The organism is Mycolicibacterium sp. HS_4_1 (assembly GCF_054515875.1).
In genome coordinates this window covers 1,762,462-1,780,313 of sequence record NZ_CM137261.1, presented here as the reverse complement: position 1 = coordinate 1,780,313, position 17,852 = coordinate 1,762,462, and the positions used below count along the sequence as shown (strand labels likewise).

General features: G+C 68.6%; 12 protein-coding genes. 4 read left to right on the top strand and 8 right to left on the bottom strand.

Features of this window, described 5'->3' with window-relative positions:
• The first annotated feature begins 28 nt into the window (after positions 1-28).
• Genes ACX12F_RS08405 through ACX12F_RS08395 form a run of 3 tightly spaced genes read left to right on the top strand, consistent with a single transcriptional unit; the run spans position 29 to position 2,620 of the window.
• Complete coding sequence (locus tag ACX12F_RS08405) at positions 29-1,696, top strand: EspA/EspE family type VII secretion system effector (RefSeq protein WP_459369142.1); 1,668 nt, start codon at positions 29-31, stop codon at positions 1,694-1,696.
• 21 nt (positions 1,697-1,717) lie between these two features.
• The gene (locus ACX12F_RS08400; protein WP_459369141.1) at positions 1,718-2,032 is read left to right on the top strand and encodes an ESX-1 secretion-associated protein; all 315 of its coding nucleotides are present in this window, start codon (positions 1,718-1,720) and stop codon (positions 2,030-2,032) included.
• Positions 2,033-2,035: 3 nt separating this feature from the next.
• Positions 2,036-2,620: a hypothetical protein gene (locus ACX12F_RS08395; RefSeq protein ID WP_459369140.1), complete on the top strand. Its 585-nt coding sequence runs from the start codon at positions 2,036-2,038 to the stop codon at positions 2,618-2,620.
• Between the two features lie 3 nt (positions 2,621-2,623).
• Here ACX12F_RS08395 and ACX12F_RS08390 read toward each other — a convergent pair whose 3' ends face one another.
• Genes ACX12F_RS08390 through hrcA form a run of 3 tightly spaced genes read right to left on the bottom strand, consistent with a single transcriptional unit; the run spans position 2,624 to position 5,631 of the window.
• On the bottom strand, positions 2,624-3,391 hold the full coding sequence (locus ACX12F_RS08390) for a 16S rRNA (uracil(1498)-N(3))-methyltransferase (RefSeq protein WP_459369139.1): 768 nt from the start codon (positions 3,389-3,391) through the stop codon (positions 2,624-2,626).
• Positions 3,392-3,406: 15 nt separating this feature from the next.
• Complete coding sequence (dnaJ, locus tag ACX12F_RS08385) at positions 3,407-4,558, bottom strand: molecular chaperone DnaJ (RefSeq protein ID WP_459369138.1); 1,152 nt, start codon at positions 4,556-4,558, stop codon at positions 3,407-3,409.
• 41 nt (positions 4,559-4,599) lie between these two features.
• Positions 4,600-5,631, bottom strand: a complete 1,032-nt coding sequence (hrcA, locus tag ACX12F_RS08380; protein ID WP_459369137.1) for a heat-inducible transcriptional repressor HrcA — start codon at positions 5,629-5,631, stop codon at positions 4,600-4,602.
• Positions 5,632-5,811: 180 nt separating this feature from the next.
• Between hrcA and ACX12F_RS08375 the strand changes: the two genes are divergently transcribed.
• Positions 5,812-6,141, top strand: coding sequence for a type II toxin-antitoxin system VapB family antitoxin (locus ACX12F_RS08375; RefSeq protein WP_459369136.1), 330 nt, complete (start codon positions 5,812-5,814; stop codon positions 6,139-6,141).
• A gap of 6 nt (positions 6,142-6,147) precedes the next feature.
• Here ACX12F_RS08375 and ACX12F_RS08370 read toward each other — a convergent pair whose 3' ends face one another.
• From ACX12F_RS08370 to ACX12F_RS08350, 5 genes are all read right to left on the bottom strand, one after another.
• The gene (locus tag ACX12F_RS08370; RefSeq protein WP_459369135.1) at positions 6,148-6,492 is read right to left on the bottom strand and encodes a hypothetical protein; all 345 of its coding nucleotides are present in this window, start codon (positions 6,490-6,492) and stop codon (positions 6,148-6,150) included.
• A 407-nt stretch (positions 6,493-6,899) separates the two neighbouring features.
• Positions 6,900-7,112, bottom strand: a complete 213-nt coding sequence (locus ACX12F_RS08365; RefSeq protein ID WP_459369134.1) for an MbtH family protein — start codon at positions 7,110-7,112, stop codon at positions 6,900-6,902.
• Complete coding sequence (gene mbtG / locus ACX12F_RS08360) at positions 7,090-8,382, bottom strand: NADPH-dependent L-lysine N(6)-monooxygenase MbtG (protein ID WP_459369133.1); 1,293 nt, start codon at positions 8,380-8,382, stop codon at positions 7,090-7,092. The genes ACX12F_RS08365 and mbtG overlap by 23 nt, the downstream gene beginning before the upstream one ends.
• Before the next feature lie 31 nt (positions 8,383-8,413).
• On the bottom strand, positions 8,414-12,790 hold the full coding sequence (locus tag ACX12F_RS08355) for a non-ribosomal peptide synthetase (protein ID WP_459369132.1): 4,377 nt from the start codon (positions 12,788-12,790) through the stop codon (positions 8,414-8,416).
• Positions 12,787-17,847, bottom strand: a complete 5,061-nt coding sequence (locus ACX12F_RS08350) for a non-ribosomal peptide synthetase (protein WP_459370277.1) — start codon at positions 17,845-17,847, stop codon at positions 12,787-12,789. Before ACX12F_RS08350 ends, ACX12F_RS08355 begins: the two co-directional genes overlap by 4 nt.
• Between the last annotated feature and the right edge of the window lie 5 nt (positions 17,848-17,852).

The following is a 17,852-nucleotide window of genomic DNA, read 5'->3' as shown; positions in this document are numbered from 1 at the left end:
GACGGTGAGGAATCGGGGAGGGTTCTGCATGTCTGGTCATCCGCGACTTCCAGGGCGCCCGCATACACCGCATACGCCGAACCCGCCACATGCGCCGAACCCTTCGCACCCCCGCAACAGTCACCCCAACCCTGGGCACCACGGTGACGACGAGCCCACACAGCGCATTCCCCGCCCGCACCGCGGCGACGAACCCGGGAACAGCCCCCATCACGGCGGCGACCATCACGGCGGCGGCCCGTTGGGCAAGCTCGGGGAGGTGCTCGACAAAGCCAACGACGTCCTCGACAAGGTCGACAACGCCCTCGACACGGCGCAGGACATCGCGGACAACATCAAGAAGATGATGGCGGGCGACCCGATCGGCGGCCTCGTCGGACTGGCCAACGACGCGGGCCAACTCGCCCAGATGTTGATGCCGGAGGCCGCAGCGACCCCCATCATCGAGGGCGGGATGTACGGGCTGTCGCTCGTGTCGCTCGGCTTCGGTATGGGTGATCCCGATACCGGGGAATCGTTCTCGCAGGGCGCCGAGCTTTTTCAGGCCGCCGGCGACGGACTCAGCAACGCCTATCCGAACGAATGGCACGGCAGCGCCGCTTCGTCGTACTCCGGCAGGAACGCCGAGCAGATCGGCAGCGCCGAACAATTGCTGCAGGCTGACAATCTGGTCGTGCAGATCCTGGGCGCCGAAGCGCAGCAGGTTGCCGACGGACGCGATCAGATGGACAACATCGCCACCGGCCTCGGTGCGATGATCCCCGTCTGCCTGGCATTGGAAGCATCGGTGATCGGCTCTCCGGAATCGCTTGCACTCCAGGCCGCATCGGTCGCCGTTGCCGCCGCGGCCGCCGGCGTGACGATGAGCAACATGATGGCGCAGTCATCAAGCAACGCAGCCCAATTGAGCCAGGCGACGAGCATGTACCAGAGCGCTTCGCACGCGGCGCCGCTGAGCACCATGCCGCCGCCACCCGCTTCGAGCGGCACTGGGACCGACAGCACCGGCAACCCGTCGGGACCGGGCAGTCCCACGGGCAACCCGCCGGGCGCCGGCAACCCCAACGGCAACCCGCCGGGACCGGGCAACCCGGTCGGAACCGGTGGCGGTTCGGGCGGCGGCTCCGGTGGCGGTTCGGGCGGCGGCTCGGGCGGCGGCTCGGGCGCTGGCGCCGGCGGCGGCACTCCGGGCATGCCGTCGATGCCGCAGGTGCCTGCCGCCTCGAGCATGCCCACCGGCGCCGGCACAGGCGCAGGCGCCGGCGGCGGCATGCCGTCGCTGCCGCAGATGGGCGGTGGCTCCGGCAGCGGGGGTGGCGGCGGACTCCTCGGCAGCCTCGCCGGCATCGCGGGTCAGGCGGCGCAAGCCGCGACGCAGGCGGCCCAGGCTGCACAGCAGGGCAAGCAGGACCCCAATGCTCAGGATCCGAACGCACCCGGCACGGACAAGGACGGCGACGGCAAGCCCGACGACGCAACCGCCGATCCCAATGCCCAACCGCCGGACCAGAATCCGCCGGGCGCCGCCCCCGGCGCGGAGTCACCCGCGGGGCGTGCACCCATCCAGGTGTCGTTCGACGACGGGGCCCATCACGTCGAGGTGGCAGTCGATCCCGACAGCGCCAAAGGCCCTGTCCACGTGAGCCTCGATCCGTCGAATCCCACTGCGCCACCGCGCATCACAACCGAAACCTAGGCTTTCTGAAAGGAGCGACACATGGCCGGCAAACTGCAAGTAACGACCTCAGAGTTGCGCCAGCTGTCCACCAAACAAGACGATGCTGCCGCGGTGTTCAGCGCTGCCGGCGACACCACGTCGTATGTCGAAGTCAAAGTGCTGGCCACCCACGGGCCGCTGTGCATGTCGACGCAATCGGCGCTGAGCGCCGCGAACAACGCACGCAAGGCCGCCTGCGAGCAGATGCAGAACAAGTCCCGCAACCTGGCCTCGAATCTGACCACAGCCGCCTCTCAATACGATCAGACGGACGCGCAGGAAGGCTCCCACCTCAGCAAGCAGATGCAGATCTGATCGATGTCCGACCATTCCTGGGACGACCCAGAGGACGAGCACAAGGACACCGAGAGTGCGCTCGACTATCTCAGCGAGACCGGCGGCGACGAGGTAAACCCAGACGATTCAAGTCTGGATCTGCTGGTGACGCCGGATGACGAGGCACGCGCCGAAGAACCTGCCGGGGCCGACTCCTATGCCGCGGCGATGGAGCCACCGGCTACCGCCGCACCGCAGGACGACGAACCACCACAGCAGGACGAAGGGCCACGGGTGGTGGTGTTCGCGGTATCCGACCCCGCAGGCAACGTCACCGCCGAGGCCTCGATCAGCGGTTCGATCCAGCGGATCAAACTCGCGCCGGGAGCCGCCGCGGCAACCGAGACCGAACTCGCCCGCAGCATCCTGTCAACCGCGAAGCTCGCGAACATGAAGGGCCGTGCGGTGCAACGTGCCCTCATCGAAAGCGTCCTGCGGGCAGAGGGGCTCGACGATGAACGCGTCGAGGCGATCATCGAGGCCAACGCCTCCGACCTGCCGACTCCGCGACAAGCCGACGACGCGGTCGCCGAGGCCGAGGCGGCATACCTGCGCGGCGAGCACTGACCGTCAGGGCTCCCAGCGCGGCGTCAGCACGCCCAAAGCACCCAACGCGACTGCCGCAGCGGTCGACGTCCGCAGCACCGACGGTCCCAGCCGAACAGCGACCGCGCCGACGGCCACCAGCGCCGCCACCTCGCCGTCGGTGATACCGCCTTCCGGCCCGACGATCAGCGTCACAGCCCCGGTGGACGGCGAAATCACATCGCGCAGTGCCACTTCCGCTGACTCGTGCAGGACCAGGGTGGCATGACCCATCCCGTCGCTTCGCTCACCCCTGGCTGCCCCGACCGACGCGACCAGCTCAGCGGTCGACATCGGGCCACTGACCGACGGCACGTACGGCCGTCGGGACTGCCGTGCCGCCGACCGGGCGACCGCACTCCAGCGTCGTAAGCCCTTCTCCACCTTGGCCGCACCGTCCCACCGGGCAACGCAGCGCTCGGACTGCCAGGCCACGAAGGCGTCGGCGCCGGCCTCGGTGGCCAATTCGATTGCCAGCTCCGAGCGTTCGGATTTGGGCAGGGCCTGGACCACCGTCACCGTCGGAACCGCAGCCGGGACGTCGGTGACCGACAGCACGCGCGCCGTCAACCGGCCCTTCACCGCATCCTCGATCACGCAGTGCGCCAACGTCCCTGCCCCGTCGGACAGATCCAGTTCCTCTCCCGGACGGATGCGGCGAACCGTCGCCGCGTGGAATCCCTCGTCGCCGTCGACGACGGCGACACCGCCGACGGGCGGCACCGCGTCGACGTAGAACAGCGCCCGGCTCACCAACAGCCCCGAAGGCTAACGGCCGCTGAAGGTTTCGCGCAGACGGCTGAACAGGCCACCACTGCCGCCGGCGACGCTCTGCGTGGACCGCACCTCGGTGACGTCGCGGGTGCGCTGCTCCTTGAACTTGCGGAGCAGGTCCAGGTCGCGGTTGTCGAGCCGGGACGGCACCACCACATCGATATGCGCGTGCAGGTTGCCACGGACCCCGGACCGCAGGTGCGGCATACCGTGGCCACGCAGCGTGGTGACCGAACCGGGTTGGGTACCCGGCGCGATGGTGATCTCGGTGGGCCCGTCGAGGACGGCGTCGACGGTCACGGTCGTGCCCAGCGCGGCGTCGACCATCGGCACCGAGACGGTGCAGTGCAGGTCGTCGCCGTCCCGCAGGAACAGGTCGTGGGGCTGCTCGTGCACCTCGACGTACAGGTCGCCGGCGGGACCACCGCCGGGGCCGACCTCGCCCTGCGCGGCCAACCGCACGCGCATGCCCTCTCCGACGCCGGCCGGGATCTTCACGCTGACCTCACGGCGCGCCCGCACGCGTCCGTCGCCGCCGCACCGGTGGCATGGGTCGGGGATCACCTCACCGACACCGCCACACACGGGACAGGGCCGCGACGTCATCACGTTGCCGAGCAGCGAACGCTGGACCGTCTGCACCTCACCCTGACCGTGGCAGGTGTCGCAGCGCGCCGGCTGGGAGTCGCCATGCGTGCCCTTGCCTTGGCACACGTCGCACAGCACCGCGGTATCGACGGTGACCTGCTTGGTGACACCCGTCGCGCATTCCTCGAGGCTCAGCCGCAGGCGCAGCAGCGAGTCCGAACCGGGGCGCACCCGGCCGATCGGACCGCGCGAGGACGCACCGCCGCCGAAGAACGCCTCGAACACGTCCCCGAGGCCCCCGAAACCGGAGAAGCCGGCACCACCACCGCCGCCTCCACCGCTCTCCATGGGGTCACCACCGAGGTCGACGATGCGCCGCTTCTCCGGGTCGCTGAGGACCTCATAGGCGGTGCTGATCTCCGCGAACCGCTGCTGTGCGCCCTCGTCGGGATTGACATCGGGGTGCAGCTCGCGGGCCAGCCTGCGGTAGGCCTTCTTGATCTCCGAGTCGCTGGCGCCCTTGCTCACGCCGAGCAGGCCGTAGTAATCGCGTGCCACGCCTAAGAACCTTGCCTAATCTCTCGAACCGCTGGGCACCCTCACCGGGTGCCCAGAACCTCGCCTATGTACCGGGCGACGGCCGCGACGTTGGCGATGGTCCCCGGATAATCCATCCGAGTGGGGCCCACCACGCCCATCCCGCCGTAAACCTTGCCCAAACTTCCGTAGGCGGTGCTCACGACTGACGTCCCTGCCATCTGCTCGGCCTCGGTTTCGTGGCCGATGCGTACCGTGACTTTACCTGCCTCCTGCTGGGCAGCCAGCAACCGCAGGACCACGACCTGCTCTTCCAGCGCCTCCAGCACCGACCGCAGGGACCCGCCGAAATCAGCCGTGTTGCGCGTCAGGTTGGCGGTGCCGCCGAGCAACAGCCGCTCCTCCTGATGCTCGACCAGGGTCTCGACCAGCACCGTCGCCGCACGGCCCACCGCATCGCCGAGGCCGCCGTGACCGTCCATCTGCGACGCCAGGTCGGCCACCGCGATGGACGCGGCCGACAGCAGCTTTCCTTCCAGCGCCACCCCGAGCCGCTCACGCAGCTGGGACAACTCATGCTCGCCGATGGAGTCGCCGAGTTCGACGACCCGCTGGTCGACCCGGCCGGTGTCGGTGATGACCACCAGCAACAGCCTGGCCGGGGTCAAGGCCACCACCTCGAGGTGGCGCACCGTGGACCGCGACAGCGTCGGGTACTGCACGATGGCGACTTGCCGGGTCAGCTGCGCGAGCAGCCGGACCGCCCGGCGCAGCACGTCGTCGAGGTCGACCCCGGACTCCAGGAAAGTCAAGATTGCGCGGCGCTCGCTGGACGACAGCGGCTTGACGTCGTCAATTCGGTCGACGAACTCGCGATAGCCCTTCTCCGTAGGCACCCGGCCCGAGCTCGTATGCGGCTGTGTGATGTAGCCCTCGGCCTCCAGCACGGCCATGTCGTTGCGCACCGTGGCGCTCGAAACGCCGAGGTTATGGCGCTCGACGAGCGTCTTGGAGCCGATGGGCTCCTTGGTAGAGACGAAGTCGGCAACGATGGCGCGGAGCACCTCGAAGCGACGGTCGTCGGCACTACCCATTCGTCACCTCCCGATTCCCTGCCATTTTACGGTGACGCTGGATCTGGACGCCCCGCAGAGCCCATCTGGTGGTTGGATGCCTCGGCAAACACCGAGTCGAACCGCTAGGGTCGGGTGTATGCCGACGCTGTTACCGCGGACCCGCTCGGCTCTTTGGGAAGTTCGCGGCGGGATCTCCTCGTGATCTTTAAAGGGGTACGCGACGGGAAGCCCTACCCCGAACATGGGCTGAGCTACCGCGAATGGGCCCAGATTCCGCCGCGGCAGCTGCGTCTCGACGAGATCGTCACCACCACGACGGTGCTCGCCCTCGACCGGCTGCTGTCCGAGGATTCGACGTTCTACGGCGATCTGTTCCCGCATGCCGTGCGCTGGCAGGGCACCATCTATCTGGAGGACGGCCTGCACCGTGCGGTGCGGTCGGCCTTGCGGAACAGGGTGGTGCTGCACGCCCGGGTGTACGACATGGATGTGCCCCTGTCGCAGCAGATTTCGCCCACCGGCGAGTGACGCTCGCTAGCGCAGGTACATGCCGGCCAGCACGACGATCACCAACGCGACGAGCCCGATACCCAAACACATCAGCGCGGTGATGACGCGGTTACGGGCACTGCCGCCCAGACCGTAGGTGCCGCGGAACAACGTGGCGATCGCCATACTCGCGGCGTGCCAGCCCGCGGAATTCCCGTCGCTCCGCGGCTCGGGCTGCGGCCGCGGGTAGCCATAGGGCGGCGGGTAGCCCGGCTGCGGGTAGGGATATGGCGGCTGCTGGTTCGGGTAGCCGCCGGGCGGATACGGACCTGTCGGATAGGGCCCTGATGGCGGTTGTTGCTGCGGGTACCGAGGATCCGGATATGTCATTGCTGCTCCCCTGGTCAGCTTTGGCTCTCGCGACTCTACTCGGGCCACCGAACGACGGGGATCACGCGGAAGATCAGGCCCGCGGGACGTATCCGAGAGTGGCAGGTGGGCGCCCCCGACCATTGCCGGCCGGAACCCTGCTCACGTGAAGCCGGGCCAGAGAAGTACATGACGTCAATCAGGAGGCAGGCGCGGCCGCTGTGATTGACGGTAGGTACTTCTCCAGGCCGTCAGAAGTCCCTGAGTGCAAAAACCGCCGTCGGATCACCATGCCGATTGAACGCAGGTACTTCACCGCCGATGTCAGCGTTGATGGTGCGTCCAGACGCTTCGCTACGCGGACTCTGTGAACGTCTGTGAACGGTCAACGCCCACAGATGCGCAACCCGACTGCCTCGATCCGCGGCTCAGCCGGCCAGGGAATCGCGCAACGTCTTCGGCCGGATGTCGGTCCAGGTCTCTTCGACGTAGGCCAGGCAGTCGGCGCGCGTGCTCTCGCCGAACACAACCCGCCACCCGGCGGGCACGTCGGCGAAGGTCGGCCACAGGCTGTGCTGCTCTTCGTCGTTGATCAGGACGTAGAACGAACCCTTCTCGTCATCGAACGGATTGCTGCTCATCGCTTCTCCTCACGGATTGTGTGGACAGTTCGGCACCCAGCACCCGGTCGCTCAGCAGACCGAGGCAACTGAGGTTGGGGAAACCGGGCCCCTGCGTGAGCCAGGACAGGCTGGGCAGGAACAACTTCGGCGCGACGCCCGTCACCGCGAGGTCGTAGCCGATGGACTGCTGCAGCGAGTCGGACGACAGCGGCGCCCCGATACCGAGTTCCAGCACGTCCAACGCATCCTGGCTCAGCAGCGGCGCGAACCACATGGCGTCGGCGCCGGAGCCGTCGATCACCAGGTCGAAGCCGTGCACCGCCTCCAGGCAACCGGATTCGCGTTCGGTCTGCAGGGTCAACCGGATTCGGTCCTGTTGAGGCACGGCATGGGCGACGCGGCCGCGCAGGTGCCGGATGCGGTCGTCGGCCAGGAGTGAGTCCTGGACCCGCGCGGAGAACACGCCACGGTCGGTGCGGGCCATGGCATCTCGGCGCTCGGAAACGCTCAGGCCGGCCCAGCCGGTGGGGTCGGAGAACAGGGTGTTCTCGAAGTAGCCCTCGCCCCGGGTGAATAGCGTGACGCCCGGTGAGATCACCGTGATGGTCGAAACCCGGTGCGAGAACAGCTCATCGAGCATGGTCGCAGCGGTCTCGCCACCACCGATGACGGCGACCCGCTCGGCGTTGATGCGCTCGTCCTGCGCGACCCGATGCCAGAACTGGGCGATCGACAGCACCCGCGGGTGCCCGGGCAGGATGGAGCGCTCGGCCTGTCCGGGCCCGGTGATCATCACACCGTCAGCACGGACCTGCTGATCGCGGCAGTGCAGCACCCACTGGTCGCCGTCCACCGACAGCTGCGTGACCTCGCCCGTGATCACCTGCATGGCCACGCTTTCGGCCACCCATGCCAGGTACCGGCTCCAGCGCCGGTGGGTCGGCGCGGGCCGGCCGCGGTCGATCCATTCGGCGAACTGCCCTGTCGAGATCAGGTAGGACTGCCAGCTGTGCCGCATCATCCGTTCGTCGAGTTCGATGTTGCGCCGCGGCACGAGCGCGGAGCGGTACGGGAAACCGACGTCCTTTTCCGGACCGGTACCCAACCGGTGCCGGCCATCGGTCCAGCCGCCGGCGGCCTGCCAGTTGGCGCCGACGCCAAGGCGTTCCACCGCGACGACCGCGGGCGCATCCACGCCCATGGCGCGAAGTTCAGCGGCCTTGGCAGCCACGGCGACCGCCTTGGCACCGGCACCGATGACGGCCAATGTGTTTCGGGGCTCAGTCATGCGCGATCCGCCTCCGGCTCCTCGCTGGTCGTCATTTCACCACTTCCCTGAGCTGCGCTTCCCACAGCTGCTGCAATTCGGCAATATCGTCTGCGCTGAGAATGTCCGGCACCGTGCGCCATTGGACGCCGAGAGCCGCGATGCCATCACGGTCGATGACTCCCGCCAGCAACGTCAGCTCGTGGTACACCGCGTAGTTCGGTTCGGGCACCGGTGACGCGCCGGCCAGCAGCGCCCCGTCGAGCCGCAGGGCATCACCGCTCGCCCCGAGATGCACACGGCCGAGGTAGTTCAGCAACACCTGGGGTTCCGGGTACGCGGCCAGCCGCTCGGCGGTGTCCGCGCGCAGATAGCGCAGCAGGCCGAAGTCGATGCCGTGGCCCGGAACCGCGGCGATCTCGGCGCTGACCTGTTGGGGTGCTTCGGAACTGAGACGTAGCGGGTAGATGGCACTGAACAGGCCGACGGAATCCCCGGTATCGACCTGGTCGCCCGACACCACGGTGTCGGCGCGGCCATGGGTCTCCAAAGCCAACAGCGGTGGCGGAGTGTCCTGCCCGCGGCGCTGCCGCCAACGGGTGACGGTGCGGGCGGTCGCGGCGGCCAGCAGATCAGTGACCGGCTGGCCGGCCGCGAGCACGCGCGCGGTCAGTTCGGGATCGATGAGCCCCATGGAAACCACCACTTCTGCGGCACAGTCGGTCTCGGGATTCGCCCGGCGATTGCCGAGCTGTGGGTCGGGCCCGGCGACCTGTGCCTCCCAGAAGTCGGCTGTGTCGAGATGCTGCGCACGTGCGGCGACCAGCCGGGACCACGTCCGATAGCTCGTGTGCTCCCGGATCGCGGCTGGTTCGGCGCCGGCTGTCAGTGCGTGCCAACCGTTTTCCAACTCACCCAGCAGGATTCGCCACGACGCCGGGTCGACGGCGAGCACATGGGCACTGAGCACCAGCACCTTGGCACCGGACTCCCCGGCACTGTCTTGCGGGTGCAGCAGCACCGCCTGCAGCAGGCGTCCCTGCTCCGGGTCAAGCCGCTCGACCGCCAGATTGGTCTGCTCCGCCACCGCGGCGACAACGTCACCTGCCACGGTGACCTCCGTGAGGACGTTCCCCACCGGATGGTCGACCAGGGTCATGGTGGCCCGGTCCAGTCGGCAGCGCAGAGCCGGGTGCGCGGCGATGACGTTGTGCAACAACGTGGTCAGCTGCGCGGCGGTCATGGCTTCCGGCACGCGTAGCGCCTGGGTCTGGGCCAGTCGCCGGGCATCGCCGAATTGGTACAGCCAATGCACATTGGGCAACACCGGCACCGGGCCGGATTCCTCGGCCGCCGCCGCGGCCGATTCGTTCTCGGCATCCAGCTCGTCGGCCAGTTCGCGAATGCTGGCGCAGTCCAGCATCATCCGGGCGCGCAATGCGAGTCCGCGGCGGCGTGCGGCCTGTACCACCGACAGCGCGACGATGCTGTCCAGCCCGAGGTCCAGGAAGTCAGCGGTGACGTCGAGTGCCGACGACTCGGCCACCTCGAGGACGTCGGCGAACAACTGTGCCACCGCCCGTTCAGTGGCGGTGGCCGGAGCCGCCGCCTGTCCGGCGCCGGATACGGCGTCGATGGTCGCCAACGCCGCGTCGTCCACCTTGCCGTTGACGGTCAGCAGAATCTCATCGACGGCGATGATGTGGTGCGGCACAAGATATCTGGGTAGCCGGGAGGCCAGCATCCGCCTCAGCTCGGCGGCAGCTGCCGCCCCGGCGACATACGCGACCAGCCGCGGCCCGCTGACATGCCGCCGGACGGTGACATGTGCCTGCCGCACGCCGGGATGAGCGTGCAACACCGCGGCGACCTCACCGGGTTCCACGCGGAAACCCCGAATTTTCACCTGATCGTCGGAGCGCCCTTGGAACTGCAGGCCACCAGTGGCGGGATCGCGGCGCACCACGTCGCCGGTGCGGTACATCCGTGCGCCGGCCGCGAACGGGTCGGCGACGAACCGTGCGGCGGTCTCCCCGGCACGGCCCAGGTAACCGCGGGTGAGCTGGCCACCGGACAGGTACAACTCGCCGGTGACGCCGTCCGGCACCGGCCGCAGCCACGCATCCAGGACATAGGCACGAGTCGTGGTGGTCGGGTGCCCGATGGAAGGCATGCGGTGTTCGGTGAACGCCGCTACGACGGCTTCCACCGTGGTTTCCGTTGGGCCGTAACAGTTGTACGCAGACATGCCGGTGCGGTCGCATTCGTCGCGGATGGCCGCCCACGCGTTCGGGTCGACGGCCTCGCCGCCCAGCGCCAGCGCGGTCAGCGGCACCGTGGTCAGCAGGCCTTCGGCTTGCAGCTGGGTGAACATCGACGGCGTGGTGTCGATGAGGTCGATGCCGTACCGGCCGATGGTCGCCACCAGTGCCTCGGCGTCACGCTGCACCTCGTCGCTGACGATGTGCAGACCGTGGCCGTCGAGCAGCGCCGCCAGGGGCTGCCAGGCCGCGTCGAAGGTGAACGACCAGGCATGCGCAACCCGAAGTGGGCGACCGGCTTTCGCGACCGCCGGGTGCAGCACCCGAGCGGCGTGGTCGGCAGCGTACGACAGCACCGCGGCATGCGTGCCGATCACGCCCTTGGGCTTGCCGGTGGTACCGGAGGTGAACACGATGTAGGCACCCTGGCCGGGATGTGTTGGCTCCGGTGTGAAATCGCCGACTGGGGTGTTGCTCGCGGCGGTCACGAGGGCGTCATCCACGATGATCGATGCGTCGGTCTGGCCGAGGATCTCCTCGACCCGATCAACGGGCATCGACGGATCCAGCGGCACGATCATTCCACCGGCCTTGAGCACGCCAAGCATCGCGACCACATAGTCAGGGCCGCGGCGAAGCAGCACCGGCACCGGCATCTCGGTCTCCACGCCGCGCCGCCGCAGTTCTGCGGCGACGTGGTCGGATGCCTCGTCGAGACCGCGGAACGTCAGTGCGCCGCCGTCATACGTCAGGGCCACCGACCCGGGATTGCGGCGCGCAGTGGCGGTGAATTTCTCGTGGATGCCGCCGGTTTCGGTGGCAACGGGCGGGCCCGGTAACGCGGGTGCGGCCAGATGGATTCCGACGTCGCGCAACGGCCGGTCCCAGCAGTCGACGAGGCGTTGCATCACCGCGAGCACCTGCCGGCCGAGACTGTCTGGTGAGAGCAGCCCGGTGGCGCCGTCTTTCGTCTCGACCAGAATGGTCAGCTCGCCGTCGGTCAGGTGCGCCGCGACGGTGATCGGGAAATGCGCCAGGCTCTGCAGTGCCCGGGGACGGAAAGCGGCTCCGCGGACCTCGAATTCGCCGCTGCCGACCAGGCCGCCCGGCGGGAAGTTCTCGTACACCAGGAGGCTGTCGAACAGTTCGCCGACTCCGCCGAGGGACCGGAGTTCGGTGTGCGACAGGTAGCTGTGCTCCCGTAATTCGGCGGCGTCCCGCTGCACCGCCAGGCACTGCTCGCCGACACGCCGCTGCGGGTCCAGTCGGATCCGCAGCGGCACAGTGTTGATGAACAACCCGACCATCGATTCGACGCCGGCCAATTCCCCCGGCCGGCCTGAGACCGTGACGCCGAAGACGACGTCACGCCGGTCCGTGAGCACCGACAGTATTGCCGCCCAGGCCATCTGGGCGAGAGTGCTGACCGTGACGCCGCGGGCCCGCGCCGCCTCGACCAGACGATGCGTCGTGTCGCGGGACGCCTTGATCTCGGTGGTGTGCGGCAGATCGTCGCCGAGTTCACCGGACCCGAGGGCCGGAGCCAGCATGGTCGGGCCGTCCAGCCCCGCCAGGTGCCGCTGCCATAGCCGGCGACTGACCTCGGGGTCGCGGGCCGCGAGCCAGCCGATGTAGTCGCGGTACGGGCGCGGTGCGGCGGGCAGCACCGTGAGGTCGCCGCCTGCGGTGTACAGGGCGAGTAGTTCGCCGACGAACAGTGGCAGCGACCAGCCGTCGATCACGATGTGATGCGCGATGACCGCGAACCGCCAGCACTGGTCCGGCATTTCGATGAGTAGGAATCGGATGGCCGGGCCCTGCTCGAGACTGAACGGCCGGCGCCGTTCGTGTGCTTCGAGGTTGTCGGCGTCGTCGGGCGACTCGGCGGTGAGCTGCCGCCAGGGCAGGTCGACGGCGCTCGGGATCACCTGCACGGTCCGGCTCCCGGCCGGCACGAAGCTGGCCCGCAGGTTCGGGTGGCGCACCAGCAACGCTGCCGCACACTCCCGCAGGAGCGACGCATTGAGGTCGCCCTCGATATCGGCCGACATCGCGATCAGGTAGGGGTCGTCCGCCTGATCGAGTTGGGCCATCGAGTACAGCCCCTGCTGCAGCGGGCTCAGGGCCAGGACGTCTTCGATGACCGGCGCCGGTGGCAGTGTGGTCACTGCGGCTCCTGCGATGCGGTCCACGATGTCGCGAACGACGCGGTCAGCTCGGCCAGTTCGTCGGCGGACAGGCCCGACACCGTCATCGGTGCATGCTCGCGATCTGCACCCTGTGCCCCTTCGGTTTCCGCCGATGACCGGGCATCGATCGCGGCAGCCAACTCGTGGACCGTCGGGTACTCGAAGACCATCCGGGCGGTCAACTTCATCCCGGCGTCACGGCCGCGGGCCGCGAGCTGCACCGCCTTGATGCTGTCGCCGCCCAGGCTGAAGTAGTCGTCGCCGCGGTTGATCTCGGCGTCGACGTCAAGGACCTCGGCCAGCAGTGCGATGAGTGCCCGTTCAGTATCGGTACGGGCGGGCTCCACCACCGTCGACCCGGTTCGCGCTGTGCGCAGCTGGACGGCCTCGATGCGCTCGAGCTGTCCGGTGGCCAACCACCTGCCGCGTTCGCCGGTGGGCGCCGACTCCCGGTAGATGTCGCCGACGACGCCGATGCCCACAGGCTGGCGCCACTCGTCGAGTACCAGCACCCCATCTTGGCCTTCGACGGCTTCGTCCACCCGCAAATCCCGCAGTCGCTGGTCGGCGTTCTCGGCGATGCCGGTGATCACCCGGACCAGCCGGTCCGCGAGACTGCGGGCGGTCTCCGGCGTGTACAGATCGGTGCGGTAGATCAGGTGTCCGCGGTAACTGTCCTGCGTGGCAAAGAAATTCACCGACAGGTCGGCGTGTGCCACGTCGAACGTCGGCTCCAGCGCGGTGAACGTGGTGTCGCCGTCGGCGCGCGCATCGATGAGATGGTCGGTCGGCAGGTCCTCCCGCACGTGCACGACGACGCCGAACAGCGGGTTGCGCGACAACGACCGGGCCGGGCTGACCGCATCGACGACGTGGTCGAACGGCAGGTCTTGGTGTGCGTAGGCCGCCAGCGCGATGTCCCGTGAGCGGACCAGAATCTCGCGCAGGGTCGGATTTCCGGTCAGGTCGTTGCGCAGAACCAGGATATTGATGAAGAAGCCCACCAGAGAGTCGAGTTCGGCCTCGGTGCGGCCGGCCACCGGGGTGCCGAGCGGAATGTCGAGTCCCTCCCCCGATTTCGCGAGCGCAATCGCGACCGCCGACTGCAGCAGCATGAAGTCGGTGATACCGAGTTCGCGGGTCAGCGCGGTCAGTTTGCTGCGAACGTCGGGGTCGATGACGAACGGTACCGACGCGCCCTCACCGGAGAGCACCGGCGGCCGGCTGAAGTCGGGCCGCAGCCCGGGTTCGGCGGGCGGTTCGGCCAACTGACCCCGCCAGTAGTCGCGTTGCGCGGCAAGCATTCCCGACTCATCGGATAGCAGGGTGGCCTGCCAGGCCGCGTAATCCGAGTATTGGATCGGCAGCGGCGCGAATTCGGGTGCACGCTGCTCGAGGCGGGCCCGGTACGCGGTGACGAGGTCGGTGAACAGCACGCCGGCCGACCAGTGGTCGGCGGCGATGTGGTGCACCATGATCGACAGCACGTGCTGCCCGGGGATGGACAGCACCGCGGCCCGGATGGGCCACTGTGCTTCCAGATCGAACACGTAGCGCCGTTCCTGGTCGAGTTCGGCGTGCAGCCACTCTTCGTCGGCACCACGGGCGCGGCGGACCGGCAGCGGAGCCGGATCGCTCACCACCTGGTATGGCACACCGTCGATTTCGGTGTAGGTGGTACGGAGCACCTCGTGCCGCTCGACCAGATCGCCGAGCGCGGCGACGAAGGCGTCGACGTCGCAGGGACCGGTGATCCGGGCCGCGAACGGAATGTTGTTGACCGGGCCGGGGCCGTCGATGCGGTACTGGAACCATTGGCGCAGTTGCGATGCCGACATCTGGCGCGTGCCGGTGTGCTCGATGGCGCGCAGCGGCGGATGGCTGCGCGGCGCCCCGGTGTCGATGCGGGCCGCAATCTCCGAGACGGTGCCCAGCTCGAACACCTCGCGTACGCCGATCTCGGCGTTGCAGCGCGCCCGGATCGCGGCGACCAGCTTGGTGGCCAGCAGCGAGTGTCCCCCGAGTTCGAAGAAGGAATCGTCGGCCCCGGCGTGGTCGACGCCGAGCAGGTCGGCGAACAGCTCGGCGACCTTGCGCTCGGTGTCGGTGGTCAGTTCCCGGAACGCGTTGCGGGACTGGATATCCGGATCGGGCAGCGCGCGGCGGTCGATCTTGCCGTGTGCGGTGATCGGGATTTCGTCGAGGACGACGTAGCCGGCCGGCACCATGTACTCGGGCAGCGCGGCCGCCACCCGGGCCTTGATCCGCTGCACCTCCACCGATTCCAGGTCTCCGCGCTCGGCCGGCGTGAGGTAGCCGACGAGGCTCTTCCCGAGGCCGGGCAGGTCACTGGCCACGACGACGGCCTGGCCGACGCTGGGGTCCACCGCGATGGCCGCGGCGATCTCGCCGAGTTCGATCCGGAAGCCACGGATCTTGACCTGCTCGTCGGCCCGGCCGACGAATTCGATGTCGCCCTCCGCGTTGAGGCGGGCCAGGTCACCCGAGCGGTACAGCCGGCCGCCCGCGGTGAACGGGTCGGCGACGAATCGCTCGGCGGTCAGGCCGGGGCGCCGGTGATAGCCGTGCGCGACATGCGTTCCGCCGATGTAGATCTCGCCGATGACGCCGACCGGCACCGGACGCAAAGCAGCGTCGAGCAGATGCATCTGCGTGTTGATCTTCGGCTTGCCGATCGGCACGATGCGCGTGCCCTGCTTGCCCTCGACGCGGTACCGGCTGGCGTTGATGACCGTCTCGGTCGGCCCGTAGAAGTTGTGCAGCAGCGCGTCGAAGGTGGCGTGGAACTTGTCGGCGACCTCGCCCGGCAGCGCTTCGCCACCGATCGGCACGCGCTTGAGGCTGCGCCATTCGTTGACGCCCGGCAGCGACAGGAACAGGCCCAGCAGCGAAGGCACGAAGTGCATGGACGTGATGCCCTCGGTGCGGAGCAGTTCGGTCAGGTACCCGATGTCATTGAGGCCGCCCGGGCGTGGAATGACCAGCCGCGCACCGCAGGCCAGCATGCCGAACACCTCGGCGATGGACACGTCGAAGCTCGGCGAGGCCACCTGCAGCAGTCGCTCGTCGGCGTCGATCTGATACTCGTCGACGAACCACACGAAGTACTCGGCGACCGGACGGTGCGGTACCGGAACGCCCTTGGGCAGACCGGTCGAGCCCGAGGTGTAAATCAGGTAGGCGGTATTGCCCGCAGTGAGCGGCCGCACGCGGTCGGCGTCGGTGGGGTTGTCGTCCCGCTGGCCCACCAGGTCGGTGATCGGTTCGCGGATCACAAGTTTCGGGTCGCAGTCGCCCAGGATGAAGGCCAGGCGGTCCTCGGGGTAGGTCGGGTCGACCGGCAGATACACGCCGCCGGCCTTCACGACGGCCAGCGCGGTGATCACCAGTTCGGGTGACTTGTCGAGCAGCACGGCGACCCGGTCCTCGGTGCCGATGCCCTGGCTGATCAGCCGGTGCGCCAACCGGTTCGCCTCGGCGTTGAGTTCGAGGTAGGTGTAGTAGCGGCCCTCGTAGGCCACGGCGACCGCGTCCGGGGTGCGCGCGGCCTGGGCCTCGATCAGCGCGGCCAGCGTCGTGTCCGGCGTGCTGAACTGTTCGCCCGTTGCCATTTGGCGCAGCCAGTCAGTGTCGTGGTCATCCATCAGCTCCAGCTCGGCCAGTGCTCGGCTGGGGTCGGCCAGCGCGGACTCCAGCAGCACCACGTAATGCCGTAGCAGTTGGTCGGCCAGTGTGGCGTCGAGGACTTCGGTCAGGTACTCGGCCTCGACCAGCGCTCCGTCGTCGTCGAATTCGACCATGAAGCCCAGCGGCAGCTGCGTCTGCTGGCCGCGGTACCCGGCCCGGCGGCACGTGATGCCGGGCGGGCAGAAGCCTCGGCTGTCAGCTTCGCGGGCGCCGAACGAGACCCGTGCCAGCCGCTCGACGCCGTGGCGGCGGTCCGGGTTGAGTTCGCGCACCACCCGGTCCAGGTTGATCTGCTGATGTGCGAACGCACCATGGGTGGTGTCCTTGGCCTGCGTGACGAAATCGCCGAAATTCTTGCGCGATTCGGGCCGCAACCGCAGCGCCACCGTGTTGCCGTAGTAACCCAGCGCGTCCTCGGTGCCGCCGCTGCGGTTGAGGACCGGGGTCGCGACGAGGAGGTCATGGGCATGGGTGTAGCGGTGCAGCAGAGTGCCGAAGGCCGCCAGCAGCACGGTGTACGGAGTGGCACCGGTCTGGCGGGCCAGCTCGGAAACCCGGGCCACGGTGTCTGCATCGAGACGCCGGGTGACGCGCTGTGAGCGATGACCGGCGGGCACCACAGAGCCGTGCGGGCCCGGAAGTTCCAGCGGCTCAGGCAGATCGGCGAGCACGGACCGCCAGTACTCCAGCGCCTCGGTGTGATCATCGGCGGGCACCGAGGCCGGGATCACCTCGGCCAGCCCTTCGCCGGCCAATTCTCCCTCGTAGGCCCGCGTGAGGTCCCTGAAGAACACCTGCCAGGAGGCGTCGTCCCAGGCAATGTGGTGGGCGGTGAGCAGCATGACGCGCTCGTGCGCCGCGGTGCGAATCAAGCTGATCCGCAACGGTGATTCCGTGTCGAGCTGGAACGGCGTGCCGAATTCCCGCTGCGCCAGTACCTCGAGCCGCAGGGTGCGCGACGCGTCGGAGAGCGCGCTCAGATCATGGGTGCTCCAGCCGGGAGCCAGCTGGTCATGCACCGTCAGGCCGGGTTCGCCGGTGCTATCTGCCCGGTAAGTGGTGCGCAGCACCGGATGACGCGCGGCAACGGCATTCACCGCATCCTGCAGCCGCTGGTGGTCCAGGTCGCCGGTGATGGCAAAAGACACACAGACATTGAGCAGCGCACCCGAGGGTTCGGCGGTCTGCACGAACCACATCCGGCGCTGGCCGTCGGACAGCACCGGCCCGGCGGCCACGCCGTCGTGCGCCTGGTTCTGAGACTGCAGGCCGCGCTCGGCAAGCTTGCGCCGCAACAGCTCCAGGCGCGCGTCGTCCGGCCCGTTCATTCCTC